Below are 22140 nucleotides of genomic sequence, written 5' to 3' on the forward strand. Positions count from 1 at the left end.
CCACAATGGCCTAATCAGGAAGCCTTGTTATTTTGTTTTGCCTGTTTCTTTTCAATCCAGCGTGAAACAATAATAGAAACTTCATAGAGCAGAATTGTCGGAAGAGCGACGCCGAACATCGTAAAGAAATCGGAAGGTGTCACCATTGCCGCCACAACAACGGCAATCAGAATTGCCCATTTCCGTTTGGAAACCAGCATTTTCGACGTAATAAGTCCGGCTTTTGTCAACAGGCTGGTAACAAGAGGAAGCTGGAAAATAAGTCCGAATATGAGAATGAAAGATTGCATGAAGCTCAGATAATCGGAAATACGTGCAATAAATTCAACTTTCAAATGAGAATCAGGCAATAATTGCTGTGACAGTGAAAACCACAACATCATCGGTGCAAGCACACAATAAACAAATGCTCCACCTAAGAGAAACAATACCGGCGCACTGATGAGAAATGGCAAAAAAGCGCGCCTCTCGTTGCGATAGAGGCCCGGCGCGATAAAGCTGTATAACTGGAACGCAAGATAGGGAAATGACAAAATGACGCCGCCAAAAGCTGCAAGCTTCATTTTGGTCAGAAAAGTTTCCCAAACCTGTGTTGATTGCAAACGGATGCTGTCAGGATTACCACCCGAAATTTTCATTGCCCATTGATAAGGCCACAACAGAAAATTCAGAATATAATCCTTGACGAAAAAGCAAATAATAAAGGCAATGGCGAATGCAATCAAAGATACGATGATGCGGTGACGCAACTCGATCAAATGATCCAGTAGCGGTGCCGAGCTTGCTTCGACTTCGTCTTCATCCTCATGCACGATGATTTTTTCCTATTTTATTCAAACGTCGGCAGTGGTTGTCTTTTTGCCCCCTGAAACAACCTTTTTTACAGTTTTCTGTTCTTGTGCAGAAGCTTTTATAGCCCCTATTGAAGCGGTCTTTTCCGGCGATGACGACTTCGCTGTCGCTGATACTTTACGCTTTGTTGCCGTTTTGATTTTCAACGCCGCAGTTTGTTTTGTTGTTATCTTGCCTTTAGACGCTTCTTCAGCTGTCGGCTTTCCTTCTTTCACTTCAAAGGATGTTGGCGTTGCCGGATGTTCCTCCGTTGCCACGCTATCACCTCCTGCAGAGGCTGTCGAAACCGTTGCTGATTGGAACTTTTCGTCATCAACTATTCTCACAGTACTGGCCGTAACGTCAGCAGATAACGAATGATTTGCCGATGTTTCGTTATCTTTATTACTGGAAGACTTATCAGCCGCTTGCTCTGAAGCAGAATCTTGCGGCTTCGACTGCTTATCGTCCTCCTGACCAACCTCGATACTCGCTTTCACATCCTTTGCAACATCGCGAATAGGATCGAATATTTCCGTTAGCTTCTTGCGAGGATCAAGGTCTTTGACGTCGGTGAGGGTCTTTTGCAAATCATCAAGCTCGGCTTCATGCATAGCTTCGTCGAATTGGCGACGGAATTCGTTTGCTGTCGTGCGCATACGCGCAGTTGCCTTGCCAATAGCTTTCAGCATTTTTGGCAAGTCTTTCGGGCCGACCACAACAATCAGCACGATAAGGATGACAATAAATTCCGGTCCATCAATTCCGAACATTATTCAAAGACCCTTTCCGACAAGAAAGGCTTTTGCAAGAAAAGCTCTGACAACAAGGAAATATTACGATTTTGTTGTTTTACGTTGCGTCGTTTTGGCTTTTGGCTTGGATGCACGTGATGCGGCTTTTTTCGCGGTTGATTTTCTCGTGTTTGCAACCTGCTTCACCGGTTCAATTGTTTCTTCCGGTTTAACATCAATGGTTTTGATTTCAGGCCGCTCGGCAGGTTGTTGAGATTCAACCTCTTCATCGTCCTCTTTCAAGCCTTTTTTGAAACTCTTGATACCTTTGGCAAAATCTCCCATAAATTCCGAAATTTTACCACGACCGAATAGGACAAGAATGATGAGTAGGATCACTATAAGGTGAACTGGTGAAAGGAAATTTCCCATTATGTACTCTCTTCGATGCTGGAACTGTCTTAATGTGTACTTTTAGACACTTTTTTCAAGTCTTTTAAACACAACCACGTGTATTTACATTTTTTATTCCCAAACAAGGTGATTTTAAGATTTTTCTTCCCGATCAAGTGGATTTAAAAGTCCTAATTGTTCCAAATTGATATCTTCAAGCGGTTCTTCTTCATCGGTCAGAATATCCGGATCGGCTGTTGGTGATGGCATACGGAAATTGGCCGGTAATCTTGAAGACAGAAGACCTGCACCTTTCAATTCTTCCATCCCCGGTAAGTCCGAAATTTCCGGCAGACTGAATTCATCAAGAAAAGCAAGTGTTGTTCCGTATGTGACCGGTCGTCCCGGAACGCGTCTCCTTCCACGAATTTTCACCCAACCTGCTTCCATCAACACATCCAACGTACCTTTCGATGTTTCAACGCCTCTGACGTCTTCTAGTTCCGCACGTGTTATCGGTTGATGATAGGCAATAATTGCCAAAACTTCTAAAGCAGCACGGGAAAGTTTCCTTGGCCTTTCTTCTTGTCTATTCAAAAGAAAGGAAAGATCGGGCGCTGTACGGAAAGCGTAAGCATTTCCCACTTTATGAAGATTAACGCCGCGTTTTTGGTAATCCTGTTTCAAAACATCCATAATCGCTGCAACATTGGCGCCTTTAGGAAGCCGTTCTTCTAGAGCTCGGTCGGTCACAGGTTCACTTGACGCGAAAACGATTGCTTCAGCCATACGGACAAGTTCGGGCGTTATGTTGAGCTCGCCATTTCTATTTTTTTCTGCGTTTTTTTGTTCAGCCATCTTAATTGCTTTCGGGCTTTGCCCCGCCCCCGATATTTATGGTGTTCGGCCCCTCAGCCTTTTTGTGCGCACGAAGATAAATCGGGGCGAATGGTGTTGCCTGTCGAATATCAAGCTGCTTTTCTCTCACCATTTCAAGACTTGCCGCAAAAGTGCTCGCTAAAGCTGTGCGACGTTCATGGGCGGTCGGAATAAAAGCAAATAAAAACTTGTCCAACGCCTGCCAATCTTTTGCTTCGCCCATCAACCGCACCAATATTGCACGCGCGGCCTTTAGTGACCAGACTTCCCGCTTTCCCACTTCAACGCGTTTGACCGCCTGCCTTTGACGCAAACCGGCATAAGCCATCAACAGATCGTAGAGAGAAACGTCATAGAGATGCTTTTTTTCAACTACCACCATTTCCGGATTGGCGCGCTTGAAAATGTCCCGTCCCAAACGGTTACGGTTTACAAGCTGTCCCGCCGCTTCCCGCATGGCTTCAAGCCTCTGCAAACGGAATTGTAATAATCCAGCCAGCTCTTCGCCACTTTCACCTTCATCATCCGAGCGTTGCGGCACAAGCAGACGGGATTTGAGATAAGCAAGCCAAGCCGCCATCACCAGATAGTCGGCGGCAAGATCGAGTCTCAATTCATGCACTGTTTTTACAAAATCAAGATATTGCTGGACAAGTTCGACAATTGATATATGCGCCAAATCGACTTTCTGGTTCCGTGCGAGTTGTAACAGAAGATCAAGCGGACCTTCGAACCCCTGAACGTCGATAACCAATGTTGGCTCGCTAACGCCGTGTTCTTCTTCCCAAATCGGTTCCATAGCCTTTTGAGCATAGTGTCCGTTCAGGTTTTTTCCGTTCGCATTGGATTTTTTGTCGTTTTGTGCCAAATCCGGTTCCCTCTAGCCGATAGCAAGGAGTTTTTGAAATTCCTCCCGCAACGCCTTTTCGTCAGCTTTATCCGGTTCGGTCACCCAATTTGTCGCATATTGCGCTCGCTCAAGTGATTTGCCTTCAAGCCAAGGCGTTGCCGCGGCAATTTTTTGCATTTCTTCAGTTTCACCGTTGCAGTGTAAAACAAGATCGCATCCGGCTTCGAACGCCCCTTTTGTCAGATCGCCTAAATCGCCGGAAAGCGCCTTCATTGATAAATCATCCGTCATCAACAAACCATCAAAGTCAATCTCTTTACGAATGATTTCGTCCACTACCTTTTTTGACAAGGTTGCCGGTTTTTCCGGGTCGACGCTTTCATAAACGACATGGGCAGTCATTGCCACCGGCAGATCGGATAATGCTTCGAACGGGGCAAAATCGTTACGGCGTAAAGTCTCTAATGATGCATCGACACGTGCGAGGCTCTTATGGGTGTCGCATAATGCACGACCGTGGCCGGGAATATGCTTCATTACGGGCAGGACACCGCCTGCTTTCAAACCTTCCGCAGCTGCGCGTCCCAACGCTATGACGGTTTTATAGTCATTGCCATAGGCACGCGTACCAATAACATTATCTGCTCCTTCAATCGGCACGTCTAGAAGCGGCAGGCAGTCGGCATTTATCCCCAACCGGCGCAGATCAAATGCGTGCAGACGTGACATGATAAAAGTTGCACGCAATCCTTTTGCTTTATTCTTTTTGTAGAGTTCACCCAATGTTGCTGCCGGCGGATAATCAGGCGCTAGCGGCGCACGCAGCCTTTGAACACGTCCACCCTCCTGATCGATAAAAATAAATACATCGTCGCGACCACTTGCCGAAACAAGCGAAGCAGTCAATTGTTTAACCTCGTCGGCCGAACCGATATTCCTTGCAAAAAGAATGAAAGCCCAAGGCTGGTTTTCTGCTATAAAATCTTTTTCGGCCGCCGTTAAGCTAAGGCCTGATACACCAACAATCATAGCTTTCATATTTTGCATATTACTTAACTGTTTCGCCGTATCAAGGCGCCTTTCCGAAATTGATTATAACGACTCTATATCATTTTTCGAGTGTTTTACGTGACTTTCTGATCCGTGTGTCCTAACGGATTTATCAAGCTTTTTCACCCATACTTTTATGTCGTGTACCGCAAGTCCGCCATTAGGAGCTGGTGAATCTGCTCCGGTCAAAACATTTATCCCTTCTCCCCGAACAAAACTTGAATTGGCAAACAATCCTTGAGAGACCACAACCCGTCTTTTCAAGCCTTCAAACAGTTTTGCATGAAGCGCCACACTACCGCGTTGATTGCCTATCTCGACAAGGTCACCATCCTTTATATCATACATAGCCGCATCATCGGGATGGATCATGAGCGTTGGGCGCACTTCTTTCAATAAAGACGTTGGCGATTCCGAAAATGTCGAATTAAGAAAATTATGTGCGGGTGATGTTACAAGTTTGAACGGATGTTCTTCGTCAGCTTTTTCAATAACATCCCACTGGTCGGGAAAATCGGGCATTTCTTGATACGGCCCTTGATATCCCATCGTATCAGGGGGAGTGTCGGGAGCTTTATAACCTGTCCATTTTGCCTTGAAACGGAATTTCCTGTCAGGCCAGGCAAAACCGTTCAGAAAATGGGCGCGTTCAAACGACGGCTGAACGTCAAGCCAGCGTTTTTCCTTAAGTTCTTCATAAGTCCCGCGGTGTGACGCTCTCAACATATTATCGATAAGTTCAACGGCTGTTTTATCGAACCCCGCCATGTGACCAAATCCGAGCCGTTTTGCCAATTTGTTTATAACATAGAGATTGGGCTTCGGTCCAAGCGGTGGCTCAATCAATTTCGGCCCTAATAGAATATGTTGTTGGCCACCAGCCCGATAAATATCGTCATGTTCCAGAAACATTGTTGCAGGCAGAACGACATCAGCCATTTTAGCCGTATCTGTCATAAATTGCTCATGAACTACGGTGAAAAGATCCTCGCGTGCCAAACCTTTGTGGATCAACCGTTGTTCAGGCGCAACATTTGCCGGATTGGTATTCTGGATAAACAAAACGGTTACGGGCGGGCCATCATAAAGTGTTTCTTTATCACCAAGCAGGATTCTGCCGATTTTCGATTGATCAAGCGAACGGATTTTCGGATCAGCGAAAGCCGTTCCTTCAACTTCATTTTTGTTAAGAGCAAATATCGAAGCGTTGGAATAGAATGCTCCACCACCTTCATATTGCCACGCTCCCGTAACTGCGGGCACAGAAAGCGCTGCATGCATTGCAACCGCGCCGTTACGTTGTCTGGTAAAACCGTATCCCAGCCGGAAGAACGTGCGTTTGGTAGTACCAACCCAATGGGCGAAAGTTTCTATCTCATCGACGGATAGGCCGGTAATTTCGGCTGCCCATTGCGGCGTTTTTGTTTTTAAATGGCGCTCGAGCCCATGCGGGTCATCGCTATAGCGTTCCAGATAATTCCAATCGGCAAAACCATCCCGAAACAATATATGCATCACCGCACAGGCCAAGGCTGCATCGGTTCCCGGTCTTAAAATCAAGCCGAGGTCGGCCTGACGCACCGTTGCACTCTCGAAAACGTCAATAGCGACAATGCGTGCATGATGGTCTTTGCGTGCTTTGGTGACATGGGTCATAACATTGACCTGAGTACTTGCTGCATTGGTACCCCAGATCACCACAAGATCGGATTTTTCCATTTCCCGCGGGTCAACACCCGCAATCCTGCCGGTACCGGCAAAATAACCGGTTGCTGCTGTATTGGTACAAAATGTCGAAAATTGTCCGGAATATTTTCCTGCATGCCGCAAACGATTGATGGAATCGCGCTGCACCAATCCCATGGTTCCGGCAAAGAAATAAGGCCATATCGTGGTTGAATCGTATTTTTTTTCTGCCTTTTGAAAATTTTCGGCTATGAGGTCGAGTGCGTCACCCCATGTGACTTCCTGCCAGTTACCATCGCCTTTGGGACCTTTTCTGACAAGCGGTTTTAACAATCTAGCCGGATTGTGTACGCGTTCGCTATAGCGGGCGACTTTTGCACAGATAACGCCCGCCGTATAAGTGTTTTCTTTTGCGCCCCTAATCCGGCCTATTTTTGTTGGGGACAATAATTCCACATCAAGTGCACAGGTTGAAGGACAATCATGGGGACAGGCTGTATGACCAATTACTACGTTGCTCATGGCAATTCCGACTCAATCAATGAAAACGGATGTATTTAGCAATTTTACAATTTTCAGGCTAGTCTTACAGCAATGACGCCAATAACAATGATGATTGAGGCAACAAAGCGCGGAGGGCTGACATGTTCACGCAAAACAAAATAGGATAAAATAACAGCAAAGACTATCGCGCTTTCGCGCAAAGCAGCAACCAGTGCCACCGGCAACTTTGTCATTGTCCAAAGTGCAAGACCATAAGATCCGAGTGACAAAAATCCTCCAACAAGTCCGATAGACCAATAGCGTTGAAAGTGGATTAAAAATGGTTGACGGGTTTTATCATTGAAAAGTTCAAAAACAACTTTCACCAAACCAATCAGAAAAAATATCCATAAAATATAAGAAACCGGCGCTCCCGATAATCTGACACCAATCCCGTCAAGCAGAGTGTATAAGGCTATAAAAGCAGCCGTTAGCAAAGAAAGTGGAATGATGGAGGGCTCAATTTTATCGCTGTGTCTAACCGCTTCAAGCGCCAAGGTCAGCACTCCCGACGAGATAAGAATAACACCGCACCAAGCTACGATTGATAATTTTTCGCCGAGAATAGGCCCGCTAAAGAGTGCAACAAAAAGCGGTGCTACACCGCGCATCACCGGATAAGACTGGCTAACATCGCCTTTTTGATAAACGATTCCGACAAGCATCATATAGACGACCTGCACAAAGACTGAAATGAGCAAAAACGGCAGGCTTGCAAGTGATGGCAAGGATTGAAAAGGAATACCTGCAAGTGCGAGGATAGAAGAACCCGCCATGAAAACCGTGATATTGGTCTTCGCATCACCGGTTAATTTCAAAACCACGCTCCACAGTGCGTGCATCAATGCCGCCAAAAGCACAAGTAGAACCATCACGCCCGACATATGGCATACTTTCCGGTCAACAAGCCGATAAAAGGGAAGTTTATGAATAGAAATCCGAGTTAATTCAAAAAAATTAGAAAACCAGATTCAAAGACCTCTATCAAGTCAGGTTAATTTTGTGTTAAAAGCTTCCCACACAAAAATTGATTTGCAGAAAAGAGTCGATGTCCATTTTCTTTTATCTGCTCATCAAACCTATTGAAGGATATTTGCTTTTTCCAATTACAATGGACCAAAATTTGCTTAATAATCATACGGTCTGTCAGGGCTATCGAGATCTTTAAAATGAACAGACGCTTTTTCCTTCTCTCGGCACCGCTTTTCCTTGCCGGTTGTACTTTTCGCCACCCTTTACCCAAAATGGTTCCGATTGATACCGGCGAGCCGATAACGACAACGACCTATGTTATAAGGCGACATAAGGCAAAGCCGAAGGTTACGCCCAAAAAGAAGAGGGTTAGTTACGGCGAATATCCGGTAAACGAAAAATACGCATCCATGTATGCGGCGACGACCGATAACGGTTTCCCAGTGAACGCTGTTGATACAAGCCGCATCAATCCGGAATATTTGCGCCATGAAGTGCCGTTCCATATGCCTTATAAGCCGGGAACTATTGTCGTCGATCCAACCAACTTTTTCTGCTATTTTGTGCTTTCGGAAGGACGCGCCATGCGCTACGGCGTCGGTGTTGCGCGGTCGGCCGCTGCCGATTTTCAGGGGGAAGCAACAATCGGTCGCAAAGCGGTATGGCCAACATGGCATCCAACTTCAAGCATGGTACAAAAGCAGCCTCAAAGATATGGCCATCTGACTGATGGCATGAAAGGTGGCCCCGGCAATCCGCTGGGTGCTCGCGCCCTTTATCTTTATAGGGGCGGAACAGACACACTTTTCCGTTTGCATGGAACAGTCGAACCCTGGTCAATCGGCAAGCGGGTATCTTCGGGATGTATCCGTTTTCTCAATCAGGATATTATCGATCTTTATAGTCGTGTGCCGGTGGGAACCCGTGCTGTTGTTTTGCCGCATAAAATCGGCCTCGGCTGATATCAGAAACGGTTAGAACAAAACAATGAATTATCGTCATATCTATCATGCGGGCAATTTTGCCGATGTGTTCAAACACATCATTATCGCCCGCATCATCGAATACTTGAAAAAGAAAGACCATGCTTTCCGTGTGATCGATACACATGCAGGGATCGGCGTTTATGACCTTTCTTCGGATGAGGCACAAAAAACCGGTGAATGGAATGATGGTATCGGACGCATCCTTGATCGGCCGGTTCAGCCCGACATCGAATTGCTCATCAAGCCGTGGCTTGATGTGGTCATTGGACTTAATGGCGAAAAAGGCGAATTGACCTGCTATCCGGGTTCACCTTACCTCGAACGGAAGCTCTTGAGAAAACAGGACCGGTTAACGGCAATAGAGCTTCATGAAGCCGATTATAAAAAATTGGCAAATAATTTTGCCGGTGATTATCAGGCTCGTATTATCCATCTTGATGGATATCTTGCGCTTGGTGCCCACGTACCACCGAAAGAAAAGCGCGGCCTGATCGTGGTTGATCCGCCATTTGAAAAAACCGATGAATTCGAGCGGCTTATCGAAGGCCTCGAGAAAGCATACAAGCGCTTTTCCGGCGGAATCTATGCCCTCTGGTATCCTGTCAAACATTATAATGAACTCAATTGGTTCATGAACGAGTTGAAAAGCACTTCGATACCAAAAATCTTGCGGCTGGAGCTTAGAATTAAACAACGCTCGGAAATGCCGGGACTCGACGGGTGTGGTATGATTATTGTCAATCCACCTTATGTGTTGCCCCAAGAAATGAACAAGATCAAAGCATTTTTGCTTGAGCGCCTCGGCGTGGACAAACATGCACAATTAATCAACGAATGGATAAATGGTGAAGCTGTTTGACCTTGACGGATTTGAGACAATGAAACATATTGAGCCCAGAAATGGTCAATGTGGAATAATCATGCAAAAGTCATCGTTCTTTAACGCAAGTTTTCGCAAAGTTTTGTCTTTCTCGGTTTTCGGGCTTGGCTTTTATGCCTGCGTGAATTCTGCAACAGCAGCCGATTTGGCGGCATCATTAGCCCATCGTTCGCAAGCTTCTTCAATCAACGATGCCGGAGTGTGTGGTTATAAACGTACTTTATGGGAAATCGGTTACAAGTTCCGTCATGAAGTTCGTAATGTTCCGGGGTTACCGGACGTTCGTATCGAACAAGTTAAAGATATAACGATGGCACGGGGTGAAAATCCGGCAACAAAGCTTAATATCCCCCGTCAATTTTGTCGCGCTACAGCAGTTATGAATGACGGATCAAGTTATCCTCTTTATTATATGGTGGAATACGGCCAAGGCTTCACCGGTGTGAGTGGCTATAATGTCGAATTCTGTGTTGAAGGTTTCGACAAATGGCGAATTCAGGACGGTAACTGTCGGGCTGTCAAATAATAGATAAGCTAGCCATTTATCTTTTCATTTCCAATGCGTTATCGATTTTTTATTGCTTGGTCTCAAGATTACCGAGATTGGATAAGATAGTTTTCGGCTGACATTGAAGTAATAGCTTTTGGCAAATTCGTGGGGCTGGCCCTTTCATTTACAAGCCATTGCAATCACTACTGATGCAATAATTTCCGGTTAGAAGCAGTTTTCAGGTGAAATCAAGGAGATTGATACCTACCAGTATAGTAACTTCAACAACTCTGCCACGGTAAGCAACATCACTTTTATAGCCACCTCAGAAAGCGAAAATGGAATGCCACGTCGTATGGCCGGTTTTTAAGCGATTAATTCTGCAATCTTGTTAAGAAATATTTCCTTTAGCCAAAAATTCGGCATTGAGGATTTGCTTCGACGAGAACAGGATAAATTTTATCCGGATGAATAAGAAGGGCATCACTCCTAAAAAATAGATGTCAGCCGTAATAAACTCACGCATCCAGATGCAATCGCAATCCGGAGTTGTTGATTTCAGCTTATGGAACAGGGTTCACTCAAAAAATGCTATTTTATTTGGAAAGAGCTTTTACAAGAAATCTCATTTAAAAAATATCTATTTGACAACAACCAATCTACAGAAACCGAGACCAAAATGGATGCAGCTGACCGTCAGATCATTTTGGATGCAAAACAATGCTTTGCAAGCAATCAAGTGCGCTTTTTTCGAGCCTTTTGACCTAGTTTTATGAGGGGCCATTTTCCAAATCGCTTTAGTTATGCCTTCATCTGTTGATTAAAGCAGCATTCCATGTAGATCAATGTGTTATGGACGCATTTTGAGACATATAGTCGAATATTCTTTTCTCCATGCGGAAGCGTGATTTTTTTGTGATTTTACAAACCTTGATTTCAGCAGAAAATATCGCCATTTTGGATTGTAAAGGTTCGAACTTGTCGAGCGTTCGGGCGTTACAAAAAATTGTCAACGGAAACTGTTTGATCAAATGGAAAAGAAGCGTCCTGTCGTTCTGATTACAGGCGGTGCCAAACGTTTAGGCGCCGCAATGGCGCTTGATTTGGCAAAACATGGTTTCGATCTCGCAATACATTATAATGAAGGGAAAAATGAAGCCGACGAGCTCGTGCACAAACTCGAAGCTTCCGGAGCCAAAGCATTATCTTTCCAATCCGATCTTTTGGAAACGCATGGCAAAGGCCTTTTGGAAACAGTGACAGAGGAGATGGGTCGACCGGTTGAAATCCTTGTCAACAATGCCTCTCTGTTTCTTGATGACCACATTGGCGCACTTGATATGGATGTCTGGGATAAACATTTTTCAATCCATCTGAAAACCCCTGCTCTCTTGGCTGACCGTATGTTTTTTCTTTTGCCGGACAATTTGAAAGGATTAATTGTCAATATTATTGACCAGCGCGTTTTAAAGCTTAATCCCAATTTTTTGTCATATACCTTATCCAAGTCATCACTCTGGACATTGACCAAAACTCTGGCTCAGGCACTTGCACCGCGTATCCGTGTCAATGCTATTGGTCCGGGACCAACACTAAAAAGTCCAAGGCAGGAAGAAGAAGATTTTTTAAGACAGGCGCGTTCTGTTTTGCTTGAACATGGACCGGAATTGTCCGAATTTGGCGCAACGATACGTTATTTTTGGTGGCAAACGTCAATAACCGGACAAATGATTGCTTTAGATGGCGGCCAGCATCTTATGTGGCAAACGCCCGATATTGCAGGACGAATTGAATAATTATGAAATCCTTGAACGAACAAAACACTGAGGCCGCTAAAAATCAGGAAGCGAAATCGGATGAAGATCACAATTCGGCGTCGCTGACACCCGATATTATCTGGGATAAGGGTGGCTTCAAAAATGATGATCTGAAGCTCACCGGTGCACCGCTCATTCAGGAATTTGTAAAAAATTTGCCGAATAAACCGGGTGTTTACCGGATGTTCGACAAGGATGGTAACGTTCTTTATGTCGGCAAAGCGCGGAATTTAAAAAAACGCGTGTCGAATTACGCGCGTGGGCATGGGCACAACAACCGTATTGCGCGCATGATACGAGCCACCCATTACATGGAATTTGTGGTCACCAGCACAGAAACCGAAGCTCTTCTTCTGGAAGCCAATCTTATCAAGCGGTTGCGCCCGCGCTTTAATGTTCTGCTTCGCGATGATAAAAGCTTTCCCTATATTATCATTACGCGCGATACGCGCGCTCCTGCTATCTATAAACATCGTGGTGCAAGGTCTCGTAAAGGTGATTATTTTGGACCCTTTGCGTCTGCCGGTGCGGTCACAAGAACAATCAACGCTATGCAAAGGGCGTTCTTGCTTAGGACATGCACCGATTCTGTCATGGAATCGCGCACCAGACCATGCCTGCTCTATCAGATCAAAAGGTGTTCAGCTCCTTGTACACATGAAATCAGCGACGCCGATTACATGAAACTTGTTGATGAGGCGGAAGCTTTTCTTTCAGGAAAAAGTCAAACTATTCAAGACAATATGGCAAAAACCATGCGGGAGGCTGCCGACAAACTCGACTTTGAAAGGGCCGCCGTCTATCGCGATCGTTTGTCGGCCCTGTCCCATATTCAGGGGCATCAGGAAATCAACCCGCAAACAGTTGAAGAAGCGGATGTTTTTGCTATCGCCCAGCAGGGCGGAATGACATGTATTCAGGTATTCTTCTTCAGAACAGGACAGAATTGGGGAAATCGTTCCTATTTTCCGAAAGCTGACCCTTCGATCTCTGCTCCTGAAGTGCTCGGGGCTTTTCTTGCCCAGTTTTATGATGACAAACCGGTCCCGAAACTTGTTCTGCTTTCCGACCACGTCGAAGAGGAAGAATTGCTCGCCACAGCCCTTTCCGAAAAAGCCGGACGCAAAGTAACAATTTCTGTGCCTCAACGGGGTGAACGTAAGTCACTGGTTGAACATGCGCTAACCAATGCACGCGAAGCCTTGGGACGTAGGCTCGCTGAAACTTCGACCCAAGATAAACTATTGCAAGGAGTTGCCGAGACCTTTGGCCTTGAAAAAGTGCCGCGTCGTATCGAGGTCTATGATAACTCGCATATCATGGGAACGAATGCGGTGGGCGGCATGATCGTTGCCGGTCGCGAAGGTTTCATCAAGAATCAATATAGAAAATTCAATATCCGCTCGACCGATATTACACCGGGTGATGACTTCGGTATGATGAAGGAAGTCATAGACCGGCGGTTCAAAAGGCTCATCAAAGAACATGGTATACCGGCTCCTCAAGCCGATGATACTGCTGGCAATGAAGACAGTTTTCCGGCCTGGCCCGATATTATTCTGATTGATGGTGGCGAAGGCCAGATGACAGTTGTGCACGAGATGCTGAGAGAACTTGGCATTGATGATGTCGTCACTGCAATCGGCGTTGCAAAAGGTGTTGATCGCGAGGCAGGGCGGGAACGATTCTTTATCTCCGGTCGTCCACCTTTCATGTTACCACCGCGCGATCCCGTGCTTTATTTTCTTGAACGCCTGCGTGATGAAGCACACCGATTTGCCATCGGTACCCACCGCATAAAACGTAAAAAAGAAATGATGAAAAATCCGCTCGACGAAGTCGAAGGCATCGGTCCGGCGCGTAAACGTGCTTTGCTTGGCCATTTCGGAACTGCAAAAGCCGTTGCCGGTGCAGCAGTGGAAGATTTAATGAAAGTCGAAGGAATATCGGCGGCAACCGCACAACAAATCCACGATTATTTTAATGAAAGATAATGCTTGTTTCTGCCGATTCTATCGCTAATTTATATAAGGATCTTGATTCAACAAATATACCGTTCGTTGGAAATGGCATGTTTGATTGCCTTTTTTAAAGTTCACCCGATCGGCCGCTTTGCTTTTAATTTTAAGCAGCCCTAAGACGTTAAAAGGATTGATTACGGCATAATGAAAAACCATACTTTATCGTTGCCAAATATCCTTACATATGCACGCATTATTGCTGTTCCGCTTGTTGTCTTGTGCTTTTTTGTGGAGGGTCGCCTGCAATCGACCGACACCGCACGCTGGTGGGCGGTCGTCATATTTGTTGTTGCCTCTATTACAGACTTTTTCGACGGCTATCTTGCCCGCATCTGGAAACAGACCTCGAACATCGGTCGTATGCTCGACCCGATTGCCGATAAACTTCTTGTCTCGGCTTGTCTTCTGTTACTTGCTGCCGATGGTACAATCGCCGGTTGGGCTCTCTGGGCCGCAATTATCATTCTCTGTCGAGAAATTCTCGTTTCAGGATTGCGTGAATATTTGGCCTCGCTCAAAGTAAGCGTGCCGGTTTCGAGGCTCGCAAAATGGAAAACGACAGTTCAAATGTTTTCTATTGTTTTTCTGCTTGCCGGCCCTGCCGGTGACAAAGTTATTCCATATGCAACCGAATTCGGACTTGTCATGTTGTGGGTCGCCGCTATTCTTACTTTATGGACCGGTTGGGATTACTTCCGTGCAGGTCTTAAACACGTGATTGATTAAAGGATACGCATGAAATTACAATATTTTGCCTGGGTTCGCGAACGTATTGGTCGCGGAGAAGAAACTCTTGAATTGCCGGAGAACGTCAAAACGGTAGACGATCTACTTTGCTATCTCAAAACCCTTGGGGAAAATTATGCTTTTGCACTGGAAAAGCCGGATCTCATCCGCGTGGCTATCGACGAAGAACATGTCGACCATGATAGCCTCATTGGAAAAGCACATGAAATTGCACTCTTTCCACCAATGACGGGCGGTTGAACCATGAAATGCAAAATCGCTGTCCAGCCGCAAGATTTTGATATGGGAAGAGAGGTAGACCATATCCGCAGCCTTTCACCATCAATCGGCGGTATTGTTGCATTCTGTGGATTATGCCGGAGCGAAGGTGGGCGCCTTTCTGCCCTTGAAATCGAGCATTACCCCGGAATGGCCGAAAAACGCATTAAAGAGATTGTTGACGATGCTTCGAAACGATGGTCATTAAATGGAGTTACCGTCGTTCACCGTTTCGGGACAATCAAGGTTGGCGAACAGATTGTTCTGGTTGTCACCGCCTCCCCTCACCGGCGGGAAGCTTTTGATGCTGCTAACTTTATTATGGATTTTCTGAAAACCGAAGCGCCGTTCTGGAAAAAAGAACATCTTGTCGATGGTACGCCGCAAAACTGGGTTGAAGCACAAGAGACGGATGTCCTCACAAAAGCGAGATGGCAAAAAAACCGCAAGATGAAGAAAAAATAAAATAATAGCAAATTCACAAAAGGGCACATTTTTGTGAGCTTATTATTTTTATAAAACACCCGATCGTTGGAATAATCAAAATTTAACCATAGATTTCAGGGGATCGTGTTGGAAAATGCCTTATTTTTTCCGGAAAAAACGACATACTTATAAAAAGGAGTGTTGAAGCTCGGTCAACTGGCAAAAAGGTTCCGTTAAATGCGGTTTTGTCCATTGAACTATCCATTTTCAACAAGGGTAACATCGATTTATGAAACGAAATATCTTTGCGGCTTTTACATTTGGCGCGACGGCATTGGCGGGCGTTTATCTTGTCGCATTACCGGCGGTTATGATGAACACCATCGTTCCCGCCTATAGTGCTGCACCAGAAAAATTGACTATTCATGGCGATGTCACCTATCTGCAGCGCATCGAGCTTCCCCAACACGCCTATCTTATTGTTCAACTCGTTGATGTGACAAATCCAGACGGGCCATTTCCAGTTGTGGCGGAAATTTCGCAACAACCGGATGGTTCGGTGCCTATAGAATTTGACCTTCCGGTTGACCCGGCCAATATCAATCTCCAGCACAAATATGCTCTTCAGGCGCGCATTGCCGTCGGTGATATTTTGTGGTTCGTAAGCGACGAAAGAAAGCCGATCACTCTGGAAGATAAAAATGCCCATTACGAACTCGTTTTGGGCATGGTCAGCCAATCGACAACAACGCCGAAACCTGTTTCAACAACAATTGCCGGCCACGAGTGGAAAGTGGAGGATATGTTCGGAACCGGAGTAATTGATAACTCGCATCTGACCCTTGCGGTTGAAGACAAGGCTGAAGACAAAAAAGCTGCAGGCCTACCAAAATACCGGATAACAGGTAGCGGCGGTTGTAACCGATATACGACATCCGTCTTCATCGACAGTGATGCAGAGGCTATTGCTTTTGACCCGCCTGCAATGACTTTTATGGCATGTGCAGAAGCCATTTCCCAACAGGAAAACCGCTTTATTGAAATGCTTGCAAAGGCAAAGGCTTACATGTTCGACGATTTGGGACGCCTTATTTTAAAGGATGAAAATGGCAACTATGTTGCTCGCCTTGTGCCGGAACTTTGACTTATTGATGATAGATAAAATATCCAAAGCCCATAAATTACGCGAATGAATATTCGCAATTAAAAAAGTATCCTGATGAAACAAAAAGCCCGGTTTTTGACCGGGCTTTTCAATTCTATTGAGGTCTTAAACTTTTATCAGCCAACAATTTCTGTACCGGAAAACCAGTATGCAATCTCTTCCTTGGCTGTTTTTGGTGAATCCGAGCCGTGAACGGAGTTTTCACCGATAGACAAAGCAAAAGTTTTGCGAATTGTGCCTTCCGCGGCATCGGCAGGATTTGTGGCGCCCATAATTTCACGATTTTTTGCAATTGCATTTTCACCTTCAAGCACCTGAACAATGGTGGGGCCGGATGACATAAATTCAGTCAATTCACCAAAAAACGGGCGGGCTTTATGGACAGCATAAAAGCCTTCTGCTTCCCGTAAGCTCATCCATACGCGCTTGGAAGCAACAACCCGCAAGCCCGCCTCCTCAAGCATTTTTGTGATAGCACCCGTAAGGTTACGGCGTGTTGCATCAGGTTTAATCATTGAAAAAGTGCGTTCTATAGCCATTTTGCCACCTTCATAAATATATTTTCAGTTGCGTCTCTATAACCGTATAACCGGCTTTTGCCAAGTGAAACCCGTTTCCCGCCGAGATACATTTTTTCCATTATTCTATCATTTTTCAGCCGTGATTATTTTACTGTCGTAATAACAGGATTTTTAACCGGCAATTGAAACGATTTTGCTTGCGTTTACTGCAAAACCTATGCAAAAGCCTGACATCATGTTGATTTTGAACGATATCACAGTCCGGCTCGCTGGACGTCTTCTGATTGACCATTCCAGCGCCACGCTTCCTACCGGAGCAAAAACCGGCTTTGTCGGCCATAATGGAGCTGGCAAGTCAACGCTTTTTCGCGTCATTATGGGGGAACTCGCCCCTGAAACCGGCGATGTTACCATTCCGAAAGATACCCGCATTGGTCAAGTCGCACAAGAAGCCCCCGGAACCGAGGATTCGCTCATTTCAATAGTTCTCGCAGCAGACAAAGAACGGGCTCGATTGTTAAAGGAAGCTGAAACGGCAACCGACCCGATGAGAATTGCTGCAATCCATACGCGTCTTAGCGACATCGGTGCGCATTCTGCCGAAGCACGTGCCGCTAGCATTTTATCAGGACTGGGATTTGATGCAGAAGCACAACAGCGCCCCGCTTCGTCTTTTTCCGGCGGTTGGCGCATGCGTGTCGCGCTTGCAGCGGTTCTATTTTCCGAACCCGACCTTCTTTTGCTTGACGAACCGACAAACTATCTGGATCTTGAAGGTACACTCTGGCTTATTGAATATCTACGTCGTTACCCCTATTCGGTCATTGTTATCAGTCACGATCGGGAACTGTTGAACAGCGCAACAACCTCGATCCTACATCTTGAAAACAAAAAACTCACTCTCTGGCGCGGAAATTATGACCAATTCGAACGCCAACATGCTCAAACAAAAGAACTCCAGCAGAAGCAGGCAGCCAAACAGGAAGCCCATCGCAAACATATGGAAGATTTTGTCCGCCGATTCCGTGCCAAAGCGACCAAAGCAAGACAAGCGCAATCACGGTTGAAAGCATTGGAGAAGCTGAAACCTATCAGCGTTTGGCAGGATGAACATGTGCAACCTTTTTCATTTCCCTCGGCGGAAAAGACAGCTGCATCACCAATCATTGCGCTGTCAAAAGTCGATGTCGGATATGAGCCAGGAAAACCTGTATTGAAAGGCCTTGACCTAAGGATAGACAATGATGACCGGATTGCGCTTCTCGGGGCAAACGGTAACGGAAAATCTACCCTTGCAAAATTGCTGGCTGGCCGTCTTAAAGCAGAGACTGGCACGATGACAGTCTCACCCAATCTGAAAGTGGCATTCTTCGCCCAGCACCAGCTTGACGATTTGAGGCCGGAAGAAAACCCGATCGAACATGTGCGCAGACTGATGCCGAAGGAACCGGAAGCAAAAATCCGCGCTGCTGTGGCACGCATGGGGTTATCAACCGAAAAGATGATGACAAAAGCCAAAGAGCTGTCCGGCGGGGAAAAAGCCCGTTTGCTCATGGGGCTTGCAACATTCGAAGGCCCGAATCTGCTTATTCTTGACGAGCCGACCAATCACCTCGACATTGATAGCCGTGAATCGCTTGTTATGGCGCTCAACGACTTCGAGGGAGCAGTCATTCTGATTGCTCACGACCGACACCTTATCGAAGCGACAGCAGACCGGCTTTGGCTTGTGCGTAACGGAACGGTGCATCCCTATGAAGGTGATATGGATGATTATCGTAACGACATATTGGGGCTCCCGAAATCACGAGCCACCGTTAAGGAAGAAAAACGCAGAGCTCCCCAGAAATCGAAAAATGAACAACGCAAAGCCAACGCTGAAAAACGTGCCGGATTGGCTCCACTTAAAAAACAAATCACCGATACAGAGGCACTAATAGACCGGTTACAAAAACTGATTGCTCGTCTTGATAACGAACTTGCTGCGCCGGATCTTTTTTCAAAGTCTCCTGATAAAGGTGCCGAACTTGCAAAAGAACGTGCCGATGCTGCAGGCCGACTTGAAGATGCCGAAAGTCGGTGGCTTAAAATGAGTGCCGAATATGAGGATGCCATCCAATAAAAGCTATATAAGGACTTTATAGATAATTGCTTTGAATAGCCACGATTTTCTCCCGCACATTCATGACGAATGCCTTGGTTTATTGACCTTTAATGAACACCGTGTGAGGCAATTTGCTGTTATCCCGACCTATTTTTTCCGCGGACTACTATTTTAAAGTTGTTATAATTTCCGTAAAATTTTTTTATTATTTTCTATATCCATTTTATAAAAAATTTATTTAAAAATAATTTTCTAATAGTTTATATTGTATTACGATATAATATAAATTTATCAGACATACCTGTAATATATAATCCGCATATAAATATAAATATTTTTCAAAAATTATTTTTATCAGAATTATATTTTAAAAATATATAATTTTACTATTTTTATTCTAGACACCAGCCTGTTTTTATTTTCATTCAAATATCGTAAAAACACCAATAGGCAAAGTTTTCATTTTACTCTTTTTTCTATCTGAATAAGTCGTCATACATTATTCACGAGAATTTTAGTGAACCGGACTCGACAGCGTTATGAAATTTTTATAATCGTTATAAACTATTTTTAAAATATCATTACGATTTTTGGGCGGAGATTTTCTATTCATGTCAACGGTCACTATTGAGCGAAATATCGATCATCAAAATTCGATTACACAGATTTTGCTTGCCAGCATGATTGGCACAACAATCGAATTTTTCGACTTCTATGTATTTGCAACGGCAGCAGCACTTCTTTTTCCAGTGCTGTTTTTCCCGAAAGGCGATCCGACAGTCGCACTTTTAAGTTCTTTTGCCATTTTTTCGGCAGCGTTTTTTGCTCGCCCTTTAGGCTCGATTATTTTCGGGCATTATGGTGATAAATTGGGGCGAAAAGTGACGTTGGTTGCTGCGCTTTTGACAATGGGCATTTCAACTGTTCTCATCGGTTTTCTACCGACTTATGAAACAATCGGCTGGTATGCCCCCCTTTTGCTTACACTTTGCCGCTTCGGCCAAGGCCTTGGATTGGGCGGTGAATGGGGCGGTGCCGTTTTGCTGGCAACAGAGAATGCTCCTAAGGAAAAACGCGGCTGGTATGCTATGTTTCCGCAACTTGGTGCGCCTGCGGGATTAATCCTTTCTGCCGGTACATTTTGGTTCATGTGGAATTTTTTGAGTGAAAGCCAACGTTTTGAATGGGGATGGCGTATCCCATTCATCGCTTCCATCATTCTGGTCATCATTGGTCTCTGGGTAAGATTGTCGATTAGTGAAACGCCGGAATTCAAAAAGGCAGTTGAACACGCTGAGCGTGTAAAAGTCCCCCTGATTGATGTGTTCGTTAAATATCCGCGTGCACTTTTCCTCGGCAGTTTTGCAGGCATGACGACATTTGTGTTGTTCTACCTGTGCAGTGCATATTTGTTATCCTATTCAACCCACCATCTTAACCTCACTTTCGGCCAAGCTCTCGAAATCCAGATGGTCGGTGCCGTCTTCTTCGGTCTTCTTATACCTTTTTCTGGAAAAATATCCGACCGTATCGGTCGCCGCACTTTGATGATATGGGTCACAATATTTATCGGGCTGTTCTCTTTTTCCATGCCCTATCTTCTTGATGCAGGTGTGTTCGGAAGTTTTATTCTCTCGGCGGTCGGCCTCGGTCTTATGGGCCTAACCTACGGACCAATCGGTGCGGCACTTGCCTCCCCCTTCCCCACGACGATACGGTATACCGGCGCATCAATGACATTCAACCTCGCCGGCATTGTTGGAGCTTCATTTGCTCCCTATATCGCCGAGACACTCGTCCAAAACTTTGGCACCGCCTATATCGGCTATTATCTGCTATTGTGTTCGTTTATCTCTCTCACCTGTTTTGTCGGTTTTACCGATAAAGAAATTTCCCGTTGAGGAAACGCGAGTTCAAACAAGCAAAGCTAGTAAAACAAGCAGTGGTAGCAAAAACGTTATCACTGCTATTTTTTTTGGCATAACCTTCGGTAAAACCAGATGAAGTAAAATTGCCGCCAGAACTGTTGTAAAGATAAAAATAACATTGGCGGCAAAGGTAATATTTTCGATATGAAAAGTGCCTGACAACAAGCGGGTTGAACCGATCCATGAAGTGATAAGAACTCCCGCAAGAACAGCCCAGATAAGGAGTGATAATCGCCTGAAATTCATCATTCGCGATTTTTTCTCGACGCTCGCAAAATTGTCCAAACGCCAAGCGCGATGATAATGACAAAGACCCACCGTCCGCCTCCCGAACCACCCTCGATAAATTTTTCAGGATAGATCAGACCTGCAAGACCAATAAAAATCAAAATAACGGGAGTTATACGCATCAGGCTTTTTTCTCCCAACGACGGTCTTCGGTTTGTTGCCAATAGGTCAATTGATGATTTTGTTCTTTATAGGATTTCCATTGTTTTCGCGCTTCCGCAAGAAGTTCCGGATCACGACCATCAAACATCACAACAAGGCGTTCATATTTTTCCGGGTTGGAACAGTTTGCCCCTTCAACCATAAATCGCACTTGCGAATCGTTCGGATTTTCTTCGCCCAACGTGAGATAAACCGGCTGCAAATCAGGATATTTATCCCGTTCCGTTCCGTGTCCGATAAATGAATCGTCGGAATAGACCCAAAGATAGGAATCCATCGCATCGCGCCGTTCATCGGTCATAAATTGAATGGTTACTTTCCACTGCCGCGCCAATGAACGCTCGACGAGCCCCGGCAGGGCGTCGTCAAGCGTGGATTGGGTCAAATGGTAGAAAAGGATTTCTGCCAC

The 22140-nt window shown here is 45.3% G+C and carries 23 protein-coding genes; 11 read left to right on the forward strand and 12 right to left on the reverse strand.

Annotated features, from left to right (window positions below):
- Window positions 1–14 precede the first annotated feature (14 nt).
- From tatC to H3V12_RS04430, 8 genes are all read right to left on the reverse strand, one after another.
- A complete protein-coding gene (gene tatC / locus H3V12_RS04395) occupies window positions 15–812 on the reverse strand; it encodes a twin-arginine translocase subunit TatC (protein WP_198213045.1) in 798 nt (265 codons plus the stop codon).
- Between the two features lie 21 nt (window positions 813–833).
- Window positions 834–1604 carry a Sec-independent protein translocase protein TatB gene (tatB, locus tag H3V12_RS04400; RefSeq protein WP_198213047.1) on the reverse strand — a complete coding sequence of 257 codons (771 nt, stop codon included), beginning with the start codon at window positions 1602–1604 and terminating at the stop codon, window positions 834–836.
- 63 nt (window positions 1605–1667) lie between these two features.
- Window positions 1668–1997 carry a twin-arginine translocase TatA/TatE family subunit gene (locus H3V12_RS04405; RefSeq protein ID WP_198213049.1) on the reverse strand — a complete coding sequence of 110 codons (330 nt, stop codon included), beginning with the start codon at window positions 1995–1997 and terminating at the stop codon, window positions 1668–1670.
- 114 nt (window positions 1998–2111) lie between these two features.
- Window positions 2112–2816, reverse strand: a complete 705-nt coding sequence (scpB, locus tag H3V12_RS04410; protein ID WP_198213051.1) for an SMC-Scp complex subunit ScpB — start codon at window positions 2814–2816, stop codon at window positions 2112–2114.
- A 1-nt stretch (window position 2817) separates the two neighbouring features.
- A complete protein-coding gene (locus H3V12_RS04415; RefSeq protein ID WP_198213800.1) occupies window positions 2818–3636 on the reverse strand; it encodes a ScpA family protein in 819 nt (272 codons plus the stop codon).
- An 81-nt stretch (window positions 3637–3717) separates the two neighbouring features.
- Window positions 3718–4734: a beta-N-acetylhexosaminidase gene (nagZ, locus tag H3V12_RS04420; protein WP_198213053.1), complete on the reverse strand. Its 1017-nt coding sequence runs from the start codon at window positions 4732–4734 to the stop codon at window positions 3718–3720.
- Between the two features lie 45 nt (window positions 4735–4779).
- The gene (locus H3V12_RS04425; protein ID WP_198213055.1) at window positions 4780–6945 is read right to left on the reverse strand and encodes a molybdopterin oxidoreductase family protein; all 2166 of its coding nucleotides are present in this window, start codon (window positions 6943–6945) and stop codon (window positions 4780–4782) included.
- 53 nt (window positions 6946–6998) lie between these two features.
- On the reverse strand, window positions 6999–7850 hold the full coding sequence (locus H3V12_RS04430; protein WP_198213057.1) for a DMT family transporter: 852 nt from the start codon (window positions 7848–7850) through the stop codon (window positions 6999–7001).
- 285 nt (window positions 7851–8135) lie between these two features.
- Between H3V12_RS04430 and H3V12_RS04435 the strand changes: the two genes are divergently transcribed.
- The 9 genes from H3V12_RS04435 (at window position 8136) to H3V12_RS04475 (ending at window position 16707) form a co-directional block, all read left to right on the forward strand.
- Window positions 8136–8900, forward strand: a complete 765-nt coding sequence (locus H3V12_RS04435) for a L,D-transpeptidase (protein WP_198213059.1) — start codon at window positions 8136–8138, stop codon at window positions 8898–8900.
- A 25-nt stretch (window positions 8901–8925) separates the two neighbouring features.
- A complete protein-coding gene (gene rlmJ, locus H3V12_RS04440; protein ID WP_198213061.1) occupies window positions 8926–9783 on the forward strand; it encodes a 23S rRNA (adenine(2030)-N(6))-methyltransferase RlmJ in 858 nt (285 codons plus the stop codon).
- 61 nt (window positions 9784–9844) lie between these two features.
- The gene (locus tag H3V12_RS04445; RefSeq protein ID WP_198213063.1) at window positions 9845–10330 is read left to right on the forward strand and encodes a hypothetical protein; all 486 of its coding nucleotides are present in this window, start codon (window positions 9845–9847) and stop codon (window positions 10328–10330) included.
- 995 nt (window positions 10331–11325) lie between these two features.
- Entirely contained in the window at window positions 11326–12090 is a 765-nt protein-coding gene (locus tag H3V12_RS04450) for an SDR family oxidoreductase (RefSeq protein WP_075915846.1), read from the forward strand.
- Window positions 12091–12092: 2 nt separating this feature from the next.
- On the forward strand, window positions 12093–14105 hold the full coding sequence (uvrC, locus tag H3V12_RS04455) for an excinuclease ABC subunit UvrC (RefSeq protein ID WP_198213064.1): 2013 nt from the start codon (window positions 12093–12095) through the stop codon (window positions 14103–14105).
- Window positions 14106–14273: 168 nt separating this feature from the next.
- Window positions 14274–14858 (forward strand): CDP-diacylglycerol--glycerol-3-phosphate 3-phosphatidyltransferase, encoded by a 585-nt coding sequence (gene pgsA, locus H3V12_RS04460; protein WP_178391796.1) that lies wholly within the window; start codon window positions 14274–14276, stop codon window positions 14856–14858.
- A gap of 9 nt (window positions 14859–14867) precedes the next feature.
- Window positions 14868–15119 carry a molybdopterin converting factor subunit 1 gene (moaD, locus tag H3V12_RS04465; RefSeq protein ID WP_198213066.1) on the forward strand — a complete coding sequence of 84 codons (252 nt, stop codon included), beginning with the start codon at window positions 14868–14870 and terminating at the stop codon, window positions 15117–15119.
- A 3-nt stretch (window positions 15120–15122) separates the two neighbouring features.
- Complete coding sequence (locus H3V12_RS04470; RefSeq protein ID WP_198213068.1) at window positions 15123–15602, forward strand: molybdenum cofactor biosynthesis protein MoaE; 480 nt, start codon at window positions 15123–15125, stop codon at window positions 15600–15602.
- A gap of 250 nt (window positions 15603–15852) precedes the next feature.
- Window positions 15853–16707, forward strand: a complete 855-nt coding sequence (locus H3V12_RS04475) for a YbaY family lipoprotein (RefSeq protein ID WP_198213070.1) — start codon at window positions 15853–15855, stop codon at window positions 16705–16707.
- A 137-nt stretch (window positions 16708–16844) separates the two neighbouring features.
- Here H3V12_RS04475 and ndk read toward each other — a convergent pair whose 3' ends face one another.
- Complete coding sequence (gene ndk, locus H3V12_RS04480) at window positions 16845–17267, reverse strand: nucleoside-diphosphate kinase (RefSeq protein WP_198213072.1); 423 nt, start codon at window positions 17265–17267, stop codon at window positions 16845–16847.
- A 217-nt stretch (window positions 17268–17484) separates the two neighbouring features.
- Here ndk and H3V12_RS04485 point away from each other — a divergent pair, with 217 nt between their 5' ends.
- Together H3V12_RS04485 and H3V12_RS04490 are read left to right on the forward strand one after the other, a co-directional pair.
- Window positions 17485–19371, forward strand: coding sequence for an ABC-F family ATP-binding cassette domain-containing protein (locus H3V12_RS04485; protein WP_198213810.1), 1887 nt, complete (start codon window positions 17485–17487; stop codon window positions 19369–19371).
- Between the two features lie 593 nt (window positions 19372–19964).
- Window positions 19965–21254: an MFS transporter gene (locus H3V12_RS04490; protein WP_198213074.1), complete on the forward strand. Its 1290-nt coding sequence runs from the start codon at window positions 19965–19967 to the stop codon at window positions 21252–21254.
- 12 nt (window positions 21255–21266) lie between these two features.
- Here H3V12_RS04490 and H3V12_RS04495 read toward each other — a convergent pair whose 3' ends face one another.
- Genes H3V12_RS04495 through H3V12_RS04505 form a run of 3 tightly spaced genes read right to left on the reverse strand, consistent with a single transcriptional unit; the run spans window position 21267 to window position 22140 of the window.
- Window positions 21267–21530 carry a hypothetical protein gene (locus H3V12_RS04495; protein WP_143238515.1) on the reverse strand — a complete coding sequence of 88 codons (264 nt, stop codon included), beginning with the start codon at window positions 21528–21530 and terminating at the stop codon, window positions 21267–21269.
- The gene (locus H3V12_RS04500) at window positions 21527–21691 is read right to left on the reverse strand and encodes a hypothetical protein (RefSeq protein ID WP_178391784.1); all 165 of its coding nucleotides are present in this window, start codon (window positions 21689–21691) and stop codon (window positions 21527–21529) included. The genes H3V12_RS04495 and H3V12_RS04500 overlap by 4 nt, the downstream gene beginning before the upstream one ends.
- A complete protein-coding gene (locus tag H3V12_RS04505) occupies window positions 21691–22140 on the reverse strand; it encodes a DNA polymerase III subunit chi (protein WP_198213076.1) in 450 nt (149 codons plus the stop codon). Before H3V12_RS04505 ends, H3V12_RS04500 begins: the two co-directional genes overlap by 1 nt.

Source organism: Bartonella sp. W8167 (assembly GCF_016100335.1).
Taxonomy (GTDB): Bacteria; Pseudomonadota; Alphaproteobacteria; order Rhizobiales; family Rhizobiaceae; genus Bartonella; species Bartonella apis.

Excerpts from the sequence above, each read along its gene's own strand:
- H3V12_RS04450 (WP_075915846.1), top strand. The coding sequence starts at position 11,326 with ATGGAAAAGAAGCGTCCTGTCGTTCTGATTACAGGCGGTGCCAAACGT.
- H3V12_RS04470 (WP_198213068.1), top strand. The coding sequence starts at position 15,123 with ATGAAATGCAAAATCGCTGTCCAGCCGCAAGATTTTGATATGGGAAGA.
- H3V12_RS04500 (WP_178391784.1), bottom strand. The coding sequence starts at position 21,691 with ATGCGTATAACTCCCGTTATTTTGATTTTTATTGGTCTTGCAGGTCTG.
- H3V12_RS04475 (WP_198213070.1), top strand. The coding sequence starts at position 15,853 with ATGAAACGAAATATCTTTGCGGCTTTTACATTTGGCGCGACGGCATTG.
- moaD (WP_198213066.1), top strand. The coding sequence starts at position 14,868 with ATGAAATTACAATATTTTGCCTGGGTTCGCGAACGTATTGGTCGCGGA.
- H3V12_RS04490 (WP_198213074.1), top strand. The coding sequence starts at position 19,965 with ATGTCAACGGTCACTATTGAGCGAAATATCGATCATCAAAATTCGATT.
- H3V12_RS04435 (WP_198213059.1), top strand. The coding sequence starts at position 8,136 with ATGAACAGACGCTTTTTCCTTCTCTCGGCACCGCTTTTCCTTGCCGGT.
- H3V12_RS04445 (WP_198213063.1), top strand. The coding sequence starts at position 9,845 with ATGCAAAAGTCATCGTTCTTTAACGCAAGTTTTCGCAAAGTTTTGTCT.
- tatB (WP_198213047.1), bottom strand. The coding sequence starts at position 1,604 with ATGTTCGGAATTGATGGACCGGAATTTATTGTCATCCTTATCGTGCTG.
- scpB (WP_198213051.1), bottom strand. The coding sequence starts at position 2,816 with ATGGCTGAACAAAAAAACGCAGAAAAAAATAGAAATGGCGAGCTCAAC.
- H3V12_RS04415 (WP_198213800.1), bottom strand. The coding sequence starts at position 3,636 with ATGGAACCGATTTGGGAAGAAGAACACGGCGTTAGCGAGCCAACATTG.
- H3V12_RS04405 (WP_198213049.1), bottom strand. The coding sequence starts at position 1,997 with ATGGGAAATTTCCTTTCACCAGTTCACCTTATAGTGATCCTACTCATC.
- H3V12_RS04425 (WP_198213055.1), bottom strand. The coding sequence starts at position 6,945 with ATGAGCAACGTAGTAATTGGTCATACAGCCTGTCCCCATGATTGTCCT.
- H3V12_RS04495 (WP_143238515.1), bottom strand. The coding sequence starts at position 21,530 with ATGATGAATTTCAGGCGATTATCACTCCTTATCTGGGCTGTTCTTGCG.
- H3V12_RS04430 (WP_198213057.1), bottom strand. The coding sequence starts at position 7,850 with ATGTCGGGCGTGATGGTTCTACTTGTGCTTTTGGCGGCATTGATGCAC.
- rlmJ (WP_198213061.1), top strand. The coding sequence starts at position 8,926 with ATGAATTATCGTCATATCTATCATGCGGGCAATTTTGCCGATGTGTTC.
- ndk (WP_198213072.1), bottom strand. The coding sequence starts at position 17,267 with ATGGCTATAGAACGCACTTTTTCAATGATTAAACCTGATGCAACACGC.
- uvrC (WP_198213064.1), top strand. The coding sequence starts at position 12,093 with ATGAAATCCTTGAACGAACAAAACACTGAGGCCGCTAAAAATCAGGAA.
- H3V12_RS04485 (WP_198213810.1), top strand. The coding sequence starts at position 17,485 with ATGTTGATTTTGAACGATATCACAGTCCGGCTCGCTGGACGTCTTCTG.
- nagZ (WP_198213053.1), bottom strand. The coding sequence starts at position 4,734 with ATGCAAAATATGAAAGCTATGATTGTTGGTGTATCAGGCCTTAGCTTA.